The organism is Pantoea sp. EA-12, assembly GCF_030053355.1.
In the GTDB taxonomy this organism is placed as follows: domain Bacteria; phylum Pseudomonadota; class Gammaproteobacteria; order Enterobacterales; family Enterobacteriaceae; genus Pantoea; species Pantoea vagans_C.
The window spans coordinates 141,609-158,312 of the sequence record NZ_JASGBY010000002.1 but is presented as its reverse complement, the minus strand read 5'-3'; the positions used below and the strand labels follow the sequence as shown (position 1 = coordinate 158,312).

The following is a 16,704-nucleotide window of genomic DNA, read 5'->3' as shown; positions in this document are numbered from 1 at the left end:
GCAAGGGCTTTAACATGAAAGCGACTACTAAAAAGAATGCGCTAACCTGGTTAAAAGAGGGCGGCATTTACGTTGTCCTGTTGGTACTGCTGGCGATTATTATCTTCCAGGATCCGACATTTTTAAGTTTAATGAACCTGAGTAACATTCTGACCCAATCCTCAGTGCGTATTATTATTGCGCTGGGCGTGGCAGGATTGATTGTTACGCAGGGTACCGACCTGTCAGCGGGCCGTCAGGTTGGCCTGGCCGCGGTAGTGGCCGCCACGTTGCTGCAATCGATGGACAACGCCAACAAGGTATTCCCACATCTGGATACCGTGCCGATTCCACTGGTTATTCTGACCGTGTGCATCATCGGGGGTGTGATTGGCCTGGTGAACGGCGTGATCATTGCTTACCTGAAGGTGACGCCGTTTATCACCACACTGGGCACCATGATCATAGTTTACGGTATTAACTCGCTGTACTACGACTTTGTGGGCGCTTCACCGGTTGCCGGTTTTGATTCAGGTTTCTCCAACTTCGCTCAGGGCTTCTTGCGCTTTGGTGACTTTAAGCTGTCGTTCATCACCTTCTACGCGATTATCGCTATCATCTTCGTGTGGATTTTGTGGAACAAAACGCGCTTCGGTAAGAACATCTTTGCTATCGGTGGTAACCCGGAGGCAGCACGTGTTTCTGGCGTCAATGTCCCGTTAAACCTGATTCTGGTGTATGCCCTGTCCGGTGTGTTCTATGCCTTCGGTGGGATGCTGGAAGCGGGCCGTATCGGCAGCGCCACCAACAACCTCGGCTTTATGTATGAACTGGATGCGATCGCGGCCTGTGTGGTCGGCGGCGTGTCGTTTGCCGGTGGTGTGGGCACGGTGGCAGGCGTGGTGACCGGTGTCATCATCTTCACCGTGATCAACTACGGTTTGACCTATATCGGTGTTAACCCTTACTGGCAGTACATCATCAAGGGCGGCATCATTATCTTTGCGGTAGCGCTGGATTCACTGAAGTACGCACGTAAAAAATAAGACTGACACACAGCAACATCACAGCAAAAGGCCGCGTCTATCGCGGCCTTTTTTTTCCTCACTTCACTTCTGCAACTTATCTTCCAAATCCAGTAGTTGCTCAGGCGTGACCGCTGGATAACTCTGCGCATCTTCCGGCACTTCATGCACGGCTGGAATCGGCACCAGCGGCCCGAGGAAGCGAGGCTCACGTTTCATCAGGTACAAATCTGCCAGCGCCCCTAAACGAGCCCCGACTTCACGGAAACGCACCGACAGCATATTTTTAGGTGACGGGACGGCATAACACTGCGCCTGAATACCCAGGTGCTGGGCAATAAACAGCGCGCGCTCGCAGTGGAAGCGCTGAGTAATAATGATGAAGTCATTGGTATCGAACACTTTGCGTGTGCGCACGATCGAATCCAGCGTACGGAATCCGGCATAATCGAGCACGATGTCCGAAGGATCGACACCCGCTTTAATCAGGTCACGGCGCATGGTCATCGGTTCGTTATAGCTTTGCAGCGCGTTATCACCGCTCAACAGCAGATAGTTCACCTTGCCGCTGTTGTAGGCGTTAAGCGCGCCTTGAATGCGATAGAGGTAATACTGATTAATCACACCGGTGCGGTAATACTTGGCGGTGCCTAAGACCACACCGACCTGACGATGCGGCAACGAGGTGACATCTTCATAAATAAAGGGGGCGGTTTTCCAGCTGATCCAGCGATCCAGGCCGAGCGCGGTCGCCACCATCAATAAGATGATGAAAAACAGACCAAAGAAAACGCGTTTAATCATGCGCGTAAGCACTCGGTTGGTGAAAAATCGGATGGCTATACCCAAAATAATTCGAGTCCCCTCATGGGGCCTACTCCTGGTGAAGGAAGGCGGCAAGTGCATGAATCCTCAGGAGCTTACTGAAGTAAGTGACTGAGGTGAATGCATGTAGCCAACGCGCCTGCACCAGGAGTAGGCCCCATGAGGGGACTTGAAGTATAAAGGGTATAAAGGCTACTTGAGGCGGGGACAGTAAGCAAGTTAACGCCGTTTGGCTGGTGTTTTTTTAAGCGCAGCCGGTACTGATTTCCCGGCTGCGCTGCCTTATCAGATCGAGGTACGGCGATAGTGACGATACTGCGGCAGCCAGAAGTTGTTATTCACGGCTTTTGACAGCACATCTTCTGACGTCACCACGGCCACACCGGCCAGCTGCGCCGCTTTGCCCACTTCCATGGCGATCAGTTTTGACACGCCCTGAATGTGTTTAAGCTCTGGCAGTACTGGACCTTCACCGTCATTCACCAGCGGTGAGCAGTCAGCCAGTGCACGACTGGCGGTCATCAGCATGGAGTCGGTGATACGTGTTGCACCCGCCGCAATCACGCCCAAACCAATGCCCGGGAAGATATAGGAGTTGTTACACTGGGCAATCGGATAGGTTTTGCCTTTCCAGGTCACCGGCGCAAAGGGGCTGCCCGTGGCGACCAGCGCTGCGCCATCTGTCCAGGCGATGATATCTGCCGGGGTGGCTTCAACGCGAGAGGTCGGGTTAGACAACGGCATCACAATCGGACGCTTGGTATGCTTGTGCATCTCACGGATGATCTCTTCCGTGAACAGGCCTGGCTGGCCAGATACACCGATCAGGATATCCGGCTTGGCGTTGCGCACCACATCCAGCAGCGAAATTGAATCGCTGGTCACATCCCAGTTCTTCAGGTTGTCACTCTTCTGCACCAGTTTGCTCTGGAAATCGAGCAGGTTTGGTAGTTTGTCGGTCAGCAGGCCAAAGCGATCCACCATCATCACGCGTGAACGCGCTTCGTCGTCGCTTAACCCTTCGGATTTCATCTGGGCGATGATCTGTTCGGCGATACCGCAGCCCGCAGAACCTGCACCCAGGAACACCACTTTCTGCTCACACAGGCGGCTACCGGCTGCACGGCTGGCGGCGATCAAGGTGCCCACGGTAACGGCAGCGGTGCCCTGAATGTCATCATTAAAGCAGCAAACTTCATCGCGATAGCGTTCCAGCAGCGGCATGGCGTTTTTCTGCGCGAAGTCTTCAAACTGCAACAGTACGTTCGGCCAGCGGCGTTTTACCGCCTGGATGAACTCATCAACAAAGGCTTCGTACTCTTCGCCGGTGATGCGCGGATGACGCCAGCCCATATACAGCGGGTCGTTCAGCAACTGCTGATTGTTGGTACCGACATCCAGTACTACTGGCAGGGTGTAGGCCGGGCTGATCCCACCACAGGCGGTATACAGTGACAGCTTACCGATGGGGATGCCCATGCCGCCGATACCCAGGTCACCCAGACCCAGAATACGTTCGCCATCGGTGACCACAATCACTTTTACGTTCTGCTTGGTGGCGTTCTGCAGCATGTCTTCAATGCGGTCGCGGTTGTTATACGAGATGAAAACACCGCGTGCGCGACGATAGATTTCCGAGAAGTGTTCGCAGGCCGCGCCGACCGTTGGGGTGTAGATAATCGGCATCATCTCTTCCAGATGATTGTCGAGCAGACGGTAGAACAGGGTTTCGTTAGTATCCTGGATGTTGCGCAGATAGACGTGCTTGTCGTTATTGTTTTTGAAATCCAGGAACTGACGCCAGGCACGTTCGGCCTGCTCTTCGATGGTTTCAACGGCTTCAGGGAGCAGGCCGTTCAGGTTAAATTCGTTACGTTCTTCCAGGGTGAATGCGCTGCCTTTATTCAACAGCGGAAATTCCAGCAGGATCGGACCCGCATAAGGAATATACAGCGGGCGTTTACTTTCGTAGTCGAGTTCCATGCAGTGTTTGCTCCGGTTGCAGTGTTTTCTGACGCTCACGGGAAAAGGTAACGCCAGTCCTGTTCAATGTGAAGTGGATCTGGCGCCCGATCCTATGAGTTTTCCTGCAGATGTACAGCTTTTGTTAACAGCAGGTCACAAAAGCGGTAAAAGGATCACTAAACTGATGTTTTCGAAACTAAAGTAAGTGAGAAATCTTCACAGCCCAAGGCCGCAAGCGTCGAGCGCGTGGCATCAAACTGGCTCAATGTGCTGCCCTGACACTCGGCCAGTACCGCCTGTTGCACGCTATCAAGGGGTTCATTGCTCATGTTCATCATAATCAGCGCGGCCTGCAATGGCGGCAAGCTAGGGTTAAATGCCGCATTTTCGGCATATTGACCACGGAAAATCTTGCCGCTTTGGCTGCGCAGTGCAATGCCGCTAAAACTTTGGCTGTAAGGGGCGTGGCTGTGATTGAGCGCCTCAATCGCCGCCTGCTGCAGCGTATCGCCTTCGGCTTTAAAGCCATGATTAATTGGTGTGAGCAGACGCTCGGTAATGTTCAAATCCGCCGGGCCAAAGGCATCAGGCAGATAGTCACCCAGCGTGCTGATAGCGCGCCCCGGTAAACTAATGCGGATAGCCGTACCGCTATTCAGTTCATTCATAAACTGACGGCAGTGGCCGCAAGGCGTGTAGTTAACGGTGATGGCATCCAGCTTTTCTTCACCGTGCAGCCAGGCGTGGGTGATGGCGCTTTGTTCGGCATGCACAGTCTGTTGCAGCGGAGCATGCTCAAACTCCATATTGGCACCAAAGTACCAGTGACCACTCACACCGCGCGAAATCGCCCCCACGTTGAAATTGGAGACAGTGGCGACTGCACAGCATGCTGCAATCGGCAGCAGCGCCAACGCCAGCGCATCCTCATCCAGACCGGTTTCCTGCTTCAGGTGCGCCACATCTTGCGGGCGGAGTACGCCCTGAAAATCAACCGAATCCAGCAGCGGTTGGATCGCCGCTTGTAACGAAGCGGGCAGGGCAGAAAAAGCAGCAGTAAATCGTGGATGCATGATGTGATGACCTCATAAACGCGTTAACGGCGATGCGCCGTCTGAGGGGTTATATGTGATCTATGTCGCTATGACAATGTAAGCTGATTGAGTAGTTTCAACTTTGCGAGATCTCTCGCAAAGTTTTAGCCAAACCAGTGCATCAGCATTGGGAACAGAAACGGTGCCAGTAGTGAAGTAATGATGCCGCAAATCACCAATGCCAGCGAACTAAACGCCCCTTCCTGATAATCGATCTCCGCTGCACGTGCCGTGCCTAACGCGTGGGATGCATTGCCGATCGCCAATCCGCGTGAAGATTTGCTGCGCACGTTAAACAGGTTGAGCAACATATGGCCGAACACCGCACCCAGCACACCGGCAATCAGCACGCAGATAGCACTGATGGCCGGGATGCCGTGCAGCGAGCCGGACACCGCCATGGCAATTGGCGTGGTGACCGATTTAGGCATGATGGTGGCGGCAATTTCTGGCGTAGCCCCCATCCACAACGCGATAGCGGTGCCTGATACCATCGCGGTGATGCTACCGATAAAACACACGCTGATGATAGTTTTCCAGCGCGCGCGTATTTGATGCATCTGCTCATACAACGGCAATGCCAGTGCCACCACGGCCGGTTGCAACAGTTGGTTCAGCAGTGCACTGCCAGCGAAATAGCGCGTGTAAGGGATATGCGTGAGCAGCAGAATGGGAATCACGATCGCCATCGCCACCAGTAATGGGTTAATGATGGAAATATTGATTTTTGCTGCCAGCTTGCGCGCCAACAGATAAGCCACCAGGGTAAGCGGTAGCGACCACCATGCGTCAGTCATGCGGCTGCTCCTGCGGACGTTGCAGACGCTCCGCGCTGATGCCGACAATCAACAGCACCAAAAACGTACTGACAAAACAGGAAACCACAATGGGCCCAAATTGGGCACTGAGAATATCGGTATAACCCATTACGCCCACGCTGATGGGGACGAACAGCAGCGCCATATAGCGGATCAACAGATAGCAGCCAGGTTTGACCCACTCAACCGGCAGGATTTGCAGCGCCAGCAAGCTGAACAGCAAGAGCATGCCAATGATGCTCCCCGGAATGGTGATCGGGAGTAGGGCAGCAACACCATTTCCGGCATACAGCGCGGCATAAATAATCACAAAGGCACGTAGGTAGCGCCAGCAAGCAGTTAGCACGGCGGGCATGTCAGGCTCCTGTTTTCATCGCGCTTCATCATACGCATTAAGCGTTTAGCGTGCTAGCGATCACACTGGAATGCAAATTCCAGCTTGTGCAGCTAATGCTTGTGGGCGGGATTTACCCGCGTAAGCTGCGACCTCTTCAAGGAGGTCGTCATGAAAGGACAGACAGAGAGGCAGAGGGCGTTGCGTCAGACGATGCCAGAAACGGAATATCGTCTGTGGCGATTTCTTCGCAACCGTAATTTCTGCGGGGCAAAGTTTCGTCGTCAGCATCCAGTTGGAATCTATATTGTTGATTTTGCCTGTATTGAACGATTGCTGATTGTGGAGTTGGATGGTGGACAACATGGCGAGGAACTGGCACGCATGTACGATGAGAAGCGTACAGCATATTTGCAGCAGCGTGGTTGGCGCGTAATTCGGTTCTGGAATAATCAGGTGATGGGGGAATTTGATGCGGTAATGGAGGAGATTTATCGGTGTCTGATTTTGCGGGAGTAGTGCGTTTTGCTGCCCTCACCCCAGCCCTCTCCCGCAAGCGGGCGAGGGGGCCGACTGAGCCATTCTCAACATGGGTGCGTAACCTGACTCAGGCTAGCTAGATGTATAAGGTTGAATACTTTTTTAAATTCTCGCTAAAAACGGTTCCCTCTCCCGCAAGCGGGCGAGGGGGCCGACTGAGCAATTCTTAAAATGGGTGCGTAACCTGACTCAGGCTAGCTAGATGTATAAGGTTGAATACTTTTTTAAATTCTCGCTGAAAACGGTTCCCTCTCCCGCTTGCGGGAGAGGGTTAGGGTGAGGGAATCCCCCCCTTACTTAACCTGCATACCCGGCTTCGCACCGCTATCCACTGACAGCACGAACAGGTCTGAACCGCCTGAGCCCGCGGACAGCACCATGCCTTCCGACACGCCGAAGCGCATCTTACGTGGGGCAAGGTTAGCGACGATAATGGTCATCTTACCGACCAGCACCGACGGATCAGGATAAGCCGCACGAATGCCGGAGAAGATCTGGCGCTTCTCGCCGCCGAGGTCCAGCTCCAGGCGCAGCAGCTTGTCAGAACCTTCAACCAGCTCGGCTTTCTCGATCAGCGCGACGCGCATATCGACCTTGGCAAAATCGTCGATGGTGATGGTGTCACCAATCGGTGCATCAGCCAGAGGACCGGTGACCGCAGGCTTATTCGCTGCTGCCGCGTCCTCTTTAGACGCCTCAATCAACCCTTCAACTTTCGCCATTTCGATACGACCGTACAGCGCTTTGAACGGGGCAACATCATGATTCAGCAGCGGCTGCGCAATCGCATCCCAGCTCAGTTCGCTTTGCAGGAAAGCTTCAGCACGCGCGCTCAGCGATGGCAGCACCGGTTTCAGCCAGGTCATCAACACGCGGAACAGGTTGATCCCCATGGAGCAGATCGCTTGCAGATCAGCATCGCGGCCTTCCTGTTTCGCCACCACCCACGGTGCCTGCTCATCAACATAGCGGTTAGCAATGTCGGCCAGCGCCATGATTTCGCGGATGGCACGGTTGTATTCGCGGCTTGCCCAGGCTTCACCGATCTTCTCTGACGCATCAACGAAGGTCTGATACAGCGCTGGATCGGCCAGTTCGCTCGACAGTTTGCCGCCGAAGCGCTTGGTGATGAAGCCCGCGTTGCGTGACGCCAGGTTTACCACTTTATTGACGATATCCGCGTTCACGCGCTGCACGAAATCTTCCAGATTCAGGTCGATATCATCGATACGTGAAGAGAGTTTCGCCGCATAGTAGTAACGCAGGCTGTCAGCATCCAGGTGTTGCAGCCAGGTGCTGGCTTTGATGAAGGTGCCACGTGATTTGGACATCTTCGCGCCGTTCACCGTCACATAACCGTGAACAAACAGGTTGGTCGGTTTGCGGAAGTTGCTACCTTCCAGCATCGCTGGCCAGAACAGGCTGTGGAAGTAAACGATGTCTTTACCGATGAAGTGATACAGCTCGGTAGAGGAATCTTTCTTCCAGAATTCGTCGAAATCGATGTCGCCGCGCTTGTCACACAGGTTCTTAAATGAACCCATATAACCGATTGGCGCATCCAGCCACACGTAGAAATATTTGCCCGGCGCACCTGGAATTTCAAAGCCGAAGTAAGGGGCATCACGAGAAATATCCCACTGCTGCAAGCCAGAATCGAACCACTCCTGCATCTTGTTGGCAACCTGCTCCTGCAACGCACCTGAACGGGTCCAGGTCTGCAACATCGCGCTGAATGACGGCAGGTCGAAGAAGAAGTGCTCAGAATCACGCAATACCGGTGTCGCACCAGAGACCACGGATTTTGGATCGATCAGCTCGGTTGGGCTGTAGGTCGCGCTGCACACTTCGCAGTTATCGCCATACTGATCCGGTGACTTACATTTCGGGCAGGTGCCTTTGACAAAACGATCGGGCAGGAACATGCCTTTCTCGGGATCGTACAGCTGTGAAATAGTGCGGTTCTTAATGAAACCGTTTTCTTTCAGGCGGCCGTAAATCAGCTCGGACAGCTGGCGGTTTTCGTCACCGTGCGTCGAATGATAGTTGTCATAGCTGATGTCGAAACCGGCGAAGTCAGTTTCATGTTCCTGCTTCATCTCTGCGATCATCTGCTCAGGCGCAACGCCAAGCTGCTGAGCTTTCAGCATGATAGGCGTGCCGTGGGCGTCGTCGGCACAGATGAAGTAAACCTGATTGCCACGCATTCGCTGGTAACGGACCCAAATGTCAGCCTGAATGTGTTCAAGCATATGACCAAGATGGATAGAGCCGTTGGCGTACGGCAGTGCGCACGTTACCAGAATTTTTTTAGCGACATGAGTCATAGTTTGCGTAGCGTTCCGTAAGAAAAAAATCGGGCTTAGATGTTAACCGAAGCACCCTCTGGCGTAAACACAACTGCACGGCATCTGATATTATTGAAGACACACCGCCGTGATTTGGCGTTATGAAAAGACAAGGAGTTGGGATGACTTCACAATCCCGGGAACATCACTCACCCGAAGCGTTGCGTGCTGTGGTTATCGGCGTGCTGAGCGACTTTGAACATCCGACACTGCATCACAATCTGACAACCCTCAAAGCACTGCGTCATGTGGCGCTGCTGGATGGCAAACTGCATATCGAACTGGTGATGCCGTTTGCCTGGGCCAGTGCCTTTGAAGAATTAAAGGCGCAAACCAGCGCTGAATTGCTGCGTCTGACCCATGCCAGCGCGATTGACTGGCGGCTGCGCCATGACATCGCCACGCTGAAACGCGTGAAGAATCACCCTGGCGCCACCGGGGTGAAAAATATCATCGCGGTAAGCTCCGGCAAAGGGGGCGTGGGTAAATCCAGCACCGCGGTGAATATGGCGCTGGCGCTGGTGGCGGAAGGCGCACGCGTCGGGATCCTCGATGCGGATATTTACGGGCCATCCATTCCCAATATGCTCGGCACCGAGAGCCAACGTCCGACCTCGCCGGATGGTACCCATATGGCACCGATCATGGCTCATGGCCTTGCGACCAATTCGATTGGTTATCTGGTTACTGATGAAAATGCCATGGTGTGGCGCGGCCCGATGGCCAGCAAAGCCTTGATGCAACTGCTCAATGAGACGATGTGGCCGGATCTCGACTACCTGATTTTAGATATGCCGCCAGGCACCGGTGATATTCAGTTAACCCTGGCGCAAAACGTACCGGTCACCGGTGCGCTGGTGGTGACGACGCCGCAGGACATCGCGCTGATTGATGCACGCAAAGGCATTGTGATGTTTGAAAAAGTCAGCGTGCCAGTGCTGGGTGTGGTGGAGAACATGAGCATTCATATCTGCAGCGAGTGCGGCCACCACGAGCCGATTTTCGGCACCGGCGGCGCACAGAAACTGGCGGCGGATTACCACACGCGCTTGCTGGCGCAGTTGCCGCTGCATATTAATCTGCGTGAGGATCTGGATGATGGTGAGCCAACGGTGATCCGCCGTCCAGACAGCGAGTTCACGGCACTCTATCGCCATTTAGCCGGGCGCGTCGCCGCACAGCTTTACTGGCAGGGTGAAGTGATACCGGCGGATATCGCTTTCCGCGCGGTTTAACCTGCTGATTTTCTGCTGGCGCGTGTCGCCAGCGGAAAATGCATCAGCACATATTTTCCCTGATCGCTCTCGCCTACCGCTTCACGCTGCCAGCCGTGTTTCAGATAAAAAGTCTGGGCTGCTTGATTCTGCATCAGACATTTCAATGCGCCAGTTGAGGTGAAACGCTGTTGCACGTGCTCCAGCAATGCACTCCCCACGCCGCGCCCTTGAAAATCGGGATCGACATACAGGCTGTGCAGGAAGTTGTCGTTATCCAGTATGCCGGCAAACCCCACGCGATGACCTTCAAGCTCTGCAACCAACACGGTTTCGCCGAGGATCACCGCATCAAAATCCTCCAGCTGCCACTCATCGCCATCCAGCCACGTCCAGTTGCGACGGCGCGCAGCTAGAAATAGCGTGCGCAGAAAAGGGCGGTCGGCTTCCTCAAAAAAACGAATTTTCACGTCACTCTCCCTCAAACTTTCTCACCTCTTCAGGCTGCACATCGCCAAGATAATCGTAGCGGCGCGATTCATCGCGCATATGTCAGCAACACAGTGGTTTTACCCCTGCGCGATAAATCGCGCCGCTACAGATGGTAATCGCTCTTTTAAAATAGTTGTCGCACCGGAAAAAGATAAACCCTGTCAAATCAGCGGGGTTTCTGTGTAGAATGCCGCGGCAAGCCGCATGGAATCAGGCATCAGCGCTTTGATAGCTTTTGATTATCTAATTGATAACGACTGCATATTAGAAGTTGGCCCGGAAAAACTGTAACTTGCATCACATCTTTTAACGGAGGTCACCATGTCCATCATTAATACCAAAATCAAACCATTCAAAAACGCAGCGTTCAAAAACGGCGAATTCATCGATGTAACCGAGAAAGACGTTGAAGGTAAATGGAGTGTTTTCTTCTTCTACCCGGCTGACTTCACCTTCGTATGCCCTACCGAACTGGGTGACGTTGCAGACCATCACGAAGAACTGCAGAAAATGGGCGTAGACGTTTACTCCGTTTCTACTGACACGCACTTTACCCACAAAGCCTGGCACGGTTCTTCCGAAACCATCGCAAAAATCAAATACGCGATGATCGGTGACCCAACTGGCGCACTGACCCGTAACTTCGAAATCATGCGTGAAGACGAAGGTCTGGCTGACCGTGGTACCTTCATTGTTGACCCACAGGGCATCATCCAGGCTATCGAAATCACCGCTGAAGGCATTGGCCGTGACGCATCTGACCTGATCCGCAAACTGAAAGCGGCTCAGTACGTGGCTTCTCACCCAGGTGAAGTGTGCCCGGCTAAATGGAAAGAAGGCGAAGCAACACTGGCTCCATCTCTGGACCTGGTTGGCAAAATCTAAGCCACACCCAGCCATTCGATCTTTCTCAATCGGGTGCTACGGCACCCGATTTTCTTGACAGGAACTCACTATGCTCGATACCAATTTAAAAACACAGCTCAAGGCTTACCTTGAGAAATTAACGAAACCGGTTGAGTTGATTGCCACACTGGATGATGGCGCAAAATCTGCGGAGATCCGTTCTCTGCTGACCGATATCGCGAGCTTGTCAGAAAAAGTCAGCTTCCGTGAAGAGAATGATCGTCCGGTTCGTAAACCCTCTTTCCTGATCACTAACCCTAGCAGCCAGAGCGGCCCACGCTTTGCCGGTTCGCCAATGGGTCACGAATTTACTTCACTGGTCCTCGCACTGTTGCAGACCGGTGGACACCCGTCGAAAGAGTCACAGAGTCTGCTGGAGCAAGTCATCGCTCTGGACACTGACCTGCATTTCGAAACCTATTACTCACTGTCGTGCCACAACTGTCCTGACGTGGTGCAGGCACTGAATCTGATGGCGATCCTCAACCCGCGCATCAGCCACACCGCCATCGACGGCGGCATGTTCCAGAACGAAATCACCGAACGTAACGTGATGGGTGTGCCTGCCGTATTCCTTAACGGCACCGAGTTTGGTCAGGGCCGTTTAAGCCTGGCGGAAATCGTTGGCAAAGTGGATACCAACGCTGAGAAACGTGCAGCCGAAGAGCTGAACAAGCGTGATGCCTATGAAGTGCTGATCGTCGGCAGCGGCCCAGCGGGCGCAGCGGCAGCGATTTACTCTGCACGTAAAGGTATCCGCACTGGCCTGATGGGCGAGCGTTTCGGTGGCCAGGTGCTCGACACCGTTGATATCGAAAACTACATCTCAGTGCAAAAAACTGAAGGCGCGAAGTTGGCTGGTTCACTGCGTGCTCACGTGGATGACTACGATGTTGACGTGATCGATACCCAGAGCGCGATCAAGCTGATTCCTGCTGCGAAAGAGGGCGGTCTGCACGCGATTGAAACCGCATCTGGCGCGGTTCTGAAATCGCGCAGCATCATCATCGCCACCGGCGCACGCTGGCGCAACATGGGTGTGCCGGGTGAAGAGCAGTATCGCACCAAAGGCGTCACCTACTGCCCACACTGTGACGGCCCGCTGTTTAAAGGCAAGCGCACGGCGGTGATCGGCGGCGGCAACTCTGGTGTGGAAGCGGCGATCGATCTGGCCGGTCTGGTTGAGCACGTGACGCTGCTGGAATTTGCCAGCGAAATGCGTGCCGATAAAGTGCTGCAGGACAAACTGCGTAGCCTGAAAAACGTCGATGTGATTCTGAATGCACAGACCACCGAAGTGAAAGGCGACGGCAGCAAAGTGACCGGCTTGAGCTACATCGATCGTAACAACCAGACCAGCCACGAGATCGCGCTGAGCGGCATCTTCGTGCAGATTGGTTTGTTGCCGAACACCACCTTCCTCGAAGGCGCAGTGGAACGCAACAAAATGGGTGAGATCATCATCGATGCCAAGTGCGAAACCAGCCTGAAAGGCGTGTTTGCGGCCGGTGACTGCACCACGGTGCCGTACAAGCAGATCATCATTGCCAGCGGTGAAGGCGCCAAAGCCTCACTCAGCGCCTTTGATTACCTGATCCGCACCCAACCGGCTGAATAAGTTTTATTGCGATAGCCACGCAGCAGCCCCGCACCTTGTGTTGCGGGGCTTTTTTTTGCCCGATGATTATCCCAGCCAGCGGCGCGCTTCAGCATCGCTAATATCACGGTAATACACTTTGTGTATTTGCTCTCCGCACCCTTTACACTGCGCTTCAATGTGCGTCGAAAAATAGTGGCGACCACCAGGGGAAATAGCCCCTTTACGGGAAATGCGAATCTGATGCCAACGATGTGCGTGCGGAATAAAGCTGAATAACTTTAGGTTCATTTTCGATCCCGGAATTGGGTGTGCAGAGTCTGTCTTCAAGTCCGGAGGGGGATTAGGCCGTTTTATGGGATGTCAGGCGTTGATGCTAATCAATTAGTGGTATTGATTATCTTAATTACCTCGTTTTTGCCTATGTAGATTAAAAAAGGCATGAATACATTAAGCGGATATATTTTCAGTTATTGATCTTGCGGGTGATGTTTATTTTATTGATGGAGGATGAATATTTTATATTTTGATGTGGCGCAATTATTCTCACTCACCGCACAAACCACACAAACCACAATTTACAACCTGCGCGACTGCGCTTATCCTGTCGTCGGCATGTTCTGCATGCCATGACTCGGGGTGCCCCTGTAAACAGGGCTGAGATACACCCGCTGACCTGATCTGGATAATGCCAGCGTAGGGAAGTCAGATGCCTGACCGCATTCGCCTTCTTGATCGCCGGTTGGGAGCCTTATGACACACCAGCCTGAAATACTCTCCACTGCGCAGCTCGCGCAATCCCTGCACTTACTGCGGCAGCAATCCCCGTTGGTGCACTGCATGACCAACGACGTGGTGCAAACCTTCACCGCCAATGTGCTGCTGGCATTACAGGCGTCTCCGGCGATGGTGATTGACCCAGAAGAGGCGGCCCAATTTGCTGGTTTCGCGGATGCGTTGCTGATCAATGTGGGTACCTTAACCCGCGACCGCCGCGATGCGATGTTAGCCGCCGTGCAGGCCGCGCAGAAAGCAGGCACACCCTGGACGCTCGATCCGGTGGCAGTGGGCGCATTATCACTGCGCACCGAATTCTGCCAACAGCTGCTTGGCCTGCAACCCGCCGCGATTCGTGGCAACGCCTCTGAAATCCTTGCGCTGGCCAATCAAGCGGCTGGAGGGCGTGGCGTGGATAGCGTGCATCAAGCGGATGCCGCGCTGAGCGCAGCCCAGCAACTGGCGCAGAAATATCAAACCGTTGTCGCGGTAACCGGAGAAGTTGATTACGTCACTGACGGTAAAAGCACGCTGGCGATCCCTGGTGGTAGCCCATTGATGACGCGTGTGGTCGGCACCGGTTGTGCACTGTCTGCGGTGGTTGCTGCTTTCGCCAGCTTGCCAGGCGAGCGCCTGCAGCACATTGCAGCGGCGTGCCGCGTGATGTCATTAGCGGGTGAGCAGGCTGCACGTCAGGTGCAGGGGCCCGGCAGCTTTGTCGCTGCTTTCCTCGATGGACTCTGGACTCTGGAGGTAGCGGCATGAAACGCATCAATGCTTTAACTATTGCTGGCACCGATCCAAGCGGTGGCGCGGGTATTCAGGCCGATCTCAAAGCCTTCTCCGCATTGGGCGCTTACGGCACCAGCGTGATCACCGCCCTGGTGGCGCAGAATACCTGTGGCGTGCAGTCGGTGTATCGTATTGAACCGGATTTTGTTGGCGCGCAGCTGGATTCGGTGCTGGACGATGTGCGCATCGATGCCGCCAAAATCGGTATGCTGTCTGAAACTGCGATTGTTGAAGTGGTCGCGCAGCGGCTGAAACGCGCTAGCCTGCCGTATGTAGTGCTGGATACGGTGATGATTGCGAAAAGTGGGGATCCGCTGCTGTCACCCGATGCGGTGGCAAGCGTGCGAGAGTTACTGCTGCCGCACGTCTCGTTAATCACGCCGAACCTGCCGGAAGCGGCAACGCTGCTGGGCCGCGATATGGCGCAGGATGAGAAAAGCATGCTGATGCAGGGCGATGCGCTGCTGGATCTCGGCTGCGAAGCGGTGCTGATGAAGGGCGGCCATCTGAGTGATGCCGAAAGCCCAGACTGGCTGATTACACGTGCAGGACGTCAGCGCTTCACTGCCCCGCGCGTCAATACGCGACATACCCATGGCACGGGCTGCACGCTCTCGGCGGCGCTGGCGGCGTTGCGCCCTCGTCATGATAACTGGTCAGATACGGTAGAAGAGGCCAAAGCCTGGCTGCAGCAGGCGCTACTGCATGCCGATTCACTGGAAGTCGGGAAGGGCATTGGGCCGGTGCACCATTTCCATCAATGGTGGTAGGGCGTAACGCCAGATTGCCGCTTTTTCACTGCGTATCCGTCTGAAAAATGGTGTCAGCAATTTGCCAGCCTGGCGCTTTTCGGTCCAGGCTGTTGGGGGCGAATCGGCAGGTGCCGGTTCCCATCCAGCCATTTATTCAGGAGCCAACATGACGGACATCGTACAGTTATTGGGCAAAGAAGCGGACACCCTTCTTCAACATCGCTGCATGACTATTCCAGCGGACAGCCTTTATTTACCCGGCGCGGATTATGTTGATCGTGTCATGATCGACAACAATCGTTCTCCTATTGTGTTACGCAACATGCAAACGCTATACAACACCGGACGTCTGGCAGGGACCGGCTATTTGTCGATTTTGCCGGTCGACCAGGGTGTTGAACACTCGGCGGGTGCTTCATTTGCTGCCAACCCGGCCTATTTCGATCCTAAGAATATCGTTGAACTGGCGATTGAAGCCGGCTGTAACTGTGTTGCGTCAACCTATGGGGTTCTGGCATCGGTGTCGCGCCGCTATGCGCACCGCATTCCGTTTATGGTCAAGCTCAACCATAACGAAACGCTGAGTTATCCGACCCAATATGACCAGACGCTGTATGCCAGCGTAGAGCAGGCATTCAACTTGGGTGCTGTCGCGGTGGGTGCAACCATCTACTTCGGCTCTGAGCAATCACGTCGTCAGATCGAAGAGATCTCAGCGGCCTTTGAGCGCGCGCACGAACTCGGCATGGTGACGGTGCTGTGGGCGTATCTGCGTAACAATGATTTCAAGAAAGATGGCGTGGATTACCATGCCAGCGCCGATTTAACGGGCCAGGCGAACCATCTGGCCGCCACCATTGGCGCGGATATCGTGAAGCAGAAAATGGCGGAGAATAATGGTGGTTACAAGGCGGTGAACTTCGGTCATACCGACGATCGGGTTTACAGCAAACTGACCACCGAGAACCCGATCGATCTGGTGCGCTACCAACTGGCGAATTGCTATATGGGACGTGCAGGGTTGATTAACTCCGGCGGTGCTTCGGCAGGTGCCACCGACGTGGCAGAGTCGGTGCGTACGGCAGTGATTAACAAACGTGCGGGCGGTATGGGGCTGATTCTGGGCCGTAAGGCGTTTAAGAAGTCGCTGAAGGAAGGTGTTGAGTTGATTAATGCGGTGCAGGATGTTTATTTGTCGAAAGATGTGACGATCGCGTAATTAAACCTGGCTTACTTGCCATTTCGC

The 16,704-nt window shown here is 54.1% G+C and carries 16 protein-coding genes and 1 riboswitch; of the genes, 8 read left to right on the top strand and 8 right to left on the bottom strand.

The features are described 5' to 3' along the window. Window positions 1–14: 14 nt before the first annotated feature. The gene (gene mglC, locus QMZ30_RS03415; protein ID WP_039333782.1) at window positions 15–1,025 is read left to right on the top strand and encodes a galactose/methyl galactoside ABC transporter permease MglC; all 1,011 of its coding nucleotides are present in this window, start codon (window positions 15–17) and stop codon (window positions 1,023–1,025) included. 63 nt (window positions 1,026–1,088) lie between these two features. Here the strand turns inward: mglC and sanA are convergent, their stop codons facing one another. The 5 genes from sanA to QMZ30_RS03390 all read right to left on the bottom strand — a co-directional run bounded on the left by sanA (window position 1,089) and on the right by QMZ30_RS03390 (window position 6,061). After that, on the bottom strand, window positions 1,089–1,808 hold the full coding sequence (gene sanA / locus QMZ30_RS03410) for an outer membrane permeability protein SanA (RefSeq protein WP_283226418.1): 720 nt from the start codon (window positions 1,806–1,808) through the stop codon (window positions 1,089–1,091). Window positions 1,809–2,114: 306 nt separating this feature from the next. After that, window positions 2,115–3,812: an NAD-dependent malic enzyme gene (locus QMZ30_RS03405; RefSeq protein WP_283226417.1), complete on the bottom strand. Its 1,698-nt coding sequence runs from the start codon at window positions 3,810–3,812 to the stop codon at window positions 2,115–2,117. Between the two features lie 158 nt (window positions 3,813–3,970). Next, entirely contained in the window at window positions 3,971–4,867 is an 897-nt protein-coding gene (cdd, locus tag QMZ30_RS03400) for a cytidine deaminase (protein ID WP_283226416.1), read from the bottom strand. A 125-nt stretch (window positions 4,868–4,992) separates the two neighbouring features. Then, on the bottom strand, window positions 4,993–5,685 hold the full coding sequence (locus QMZ30_RS03395; protein WP_283226415.1) for a CidB/LrgB family autolysis modulator: 693 nt from the start codon (window positions 5,683–5,685) through the stop codon (window positions 4,993–4,995). Further along, on the bottom strand, window positions 5,678–6,061 hold the full coding sequence (locus QMZ30_RS03390; RefSeq protein WP_283226414.1) for a CidA/LrgA family protein: 384 nt from the start codon (window positions 6,059–6,061) through the stop codon (window positions 5,678–5,680). Before QMZ30_RS03390 ends, QMZ30_RS03395 begins: the two co-directional genes overlap by 8 nt. 150 nt (window positions 6,062–6,211) lie before the next feature. Between QMZ30_RS03390 and QMZ30_RS03385 the strand changes: the two genes are divergently transcribed. Further along, window positions 6,212–6,559: an endonuclease domain-containing protein gene (locus QMZ30_RS03385; protein ID WP_283226413.1), complete on the top strand. Its 348-nt coding sequence runs from the start codon at window positions 6,212–6,214 to the stop codon at window positions 6,557–6,559. Window positions 6,560–6,873: 314 nt separating this feature from the next. On the opposite strand, the gene metG is transcribed toward QMZ30_RS03385, so the two are convergent. Continuing rightward, on the bottom strand, window positions 6,874–8,907 hold the full coding sequence (gene metG / locus QMZ30_RS03380; protein WP_283226412.1) for a methionine--tRNA ligase: 2,034 nt from the start codon (window positions 8,905–8,907) through the stop codon (window positions 6,874–6,876). Window positions 8,908–9,050: 143 nt separating this feature from the next. Between metG and apbC the strand changes: the two genes are divergently transcribed. Then, window positions 9,051–10,163, top strand: coding sequence for an iron-sulfur cluster carrier protein ApbC (apbC, locus tag QMZ30_RS03375; protein WP_283226411.1), 1,113 nt, complete (start codon window positions 9,051–9,053; stop codon window positions 10,161–10,163). Here the strand turns inward: apbC and QMZ30_RS03370 are convergent. Further along, window positions 10,160–10,612: a GNAT family N-acetyltransferase gene (locus QMZ30_RS03370; protein ID WP_283226410.1), complete on the bottom strand. Its 453-nt coding sequence runs from the start codon at window positions 10,610–10,612 to the stop codon at window positions 10,160–10,162. The two genes, apbC and QMZ30_RS03370, sit on opposite strands and share 4 nt — an antisense overlap. Before the next feature lie 343 nt (window positions 10,613–10,955). Here QMZ30_RS03370 and ahpC point away from each other — a divergent pair, with 343 nt between their 5' ends. Beyond that, the gene (ahpC, locus tag QMZ30_RS03365; RefSeq protein WP_039333805.1) at window positions 10,956–11,519 is read left to right on the top strand and encodes an alkyl hydroperoxide reductase subunit C; all 564 of its coding nucleotides are present in this window, start codon (window positions 10,956–10,958) and stop codon (window positions 11,517–11,519) included. A 70-nt stretch (window positions 11,520–11,589) separates the two neighbouring features. After that, complete coding sequence (gene ahpF, locus QMZ30_RS03360) at window positions 11,590–13,158, top strand: alkyl hydroperoxide reductase subunit F (RefSeq protein WP_283226409.1); 1,569 nt, start codon at window positions 11,590–11,592, stop codon at window positions 13,156–13,158. A 66-nt stretch (window positions 13,159–13,224) separates the two neighbouring features. Here the strand turns inward: ahpF and QMZ30_RS03355 are convergent, their stop codons facing one another. Beyond that, complete coding sequence (locus tag QMZ30_RS03355; RefSeq protein WP_039333809.1) at window positions 13,225–13,428, bottom strand: hypothetical protein; 204 nt, start codon at window positions 13,426–13,428, stop codon at window positions 13,225–13,227. A gap of 334 nt (window positions 13,429–13,762) precedes the next feature. Beyond that, a riboswitch (TPP riboswitch) is annotated at window positions 13,763–13,857 on the top strand. A gap of 33 nt (window positions 13,858–13,890) precedes the next feature. On the opposite strand from QMZ30_RS03355, the gene thiM reads away from it, so the two are divergent. From thiM to fbaB, 3 genes are all read left to right on the top strand, one after another. Then, a complete protein-coding gene (gene thiM, locus QMZ30_RS03350) occupies window positions 13,891–14,679 on the top strand; it encodes a hydroxyethylthiazole kinase (RefSeq protein ID WP_283226408.1) in 789 nt (262 codons plus the stop codon). After that, entirely contained in the window at window positions 14,676–15,476 is an 801-nt protein-coding gene (thiD, locus tag QMZ30_RS03345) for a bifunctional hydroxymethylpyrimidine kinase/phosphomethylpyrimidine kinase (protein WP_283226407.1), read from the top strand. The genes thiM and thiD overlap by 4 nt, the downstream gene beginning before the upstream one ends. 148 nt (window positions 15,477–15,624) lie before the next feature. Beyond that, window positions 15,625–16,677 carry a class I fructose-bisphosphate aldolase gene (gene fbaB / locus QMZ30_RS03340; protein ID WP_283226406.1) on the top strand — a complete coding sequence of 351 codons (1,053 nt, stop codon included), beginning with the start codon at window positions 15,625–15,627 and terminating at the stop codon, window positions 16,675–16,677. Window positions 16,678–16,704: the final 27 nt, after the last annotated feature.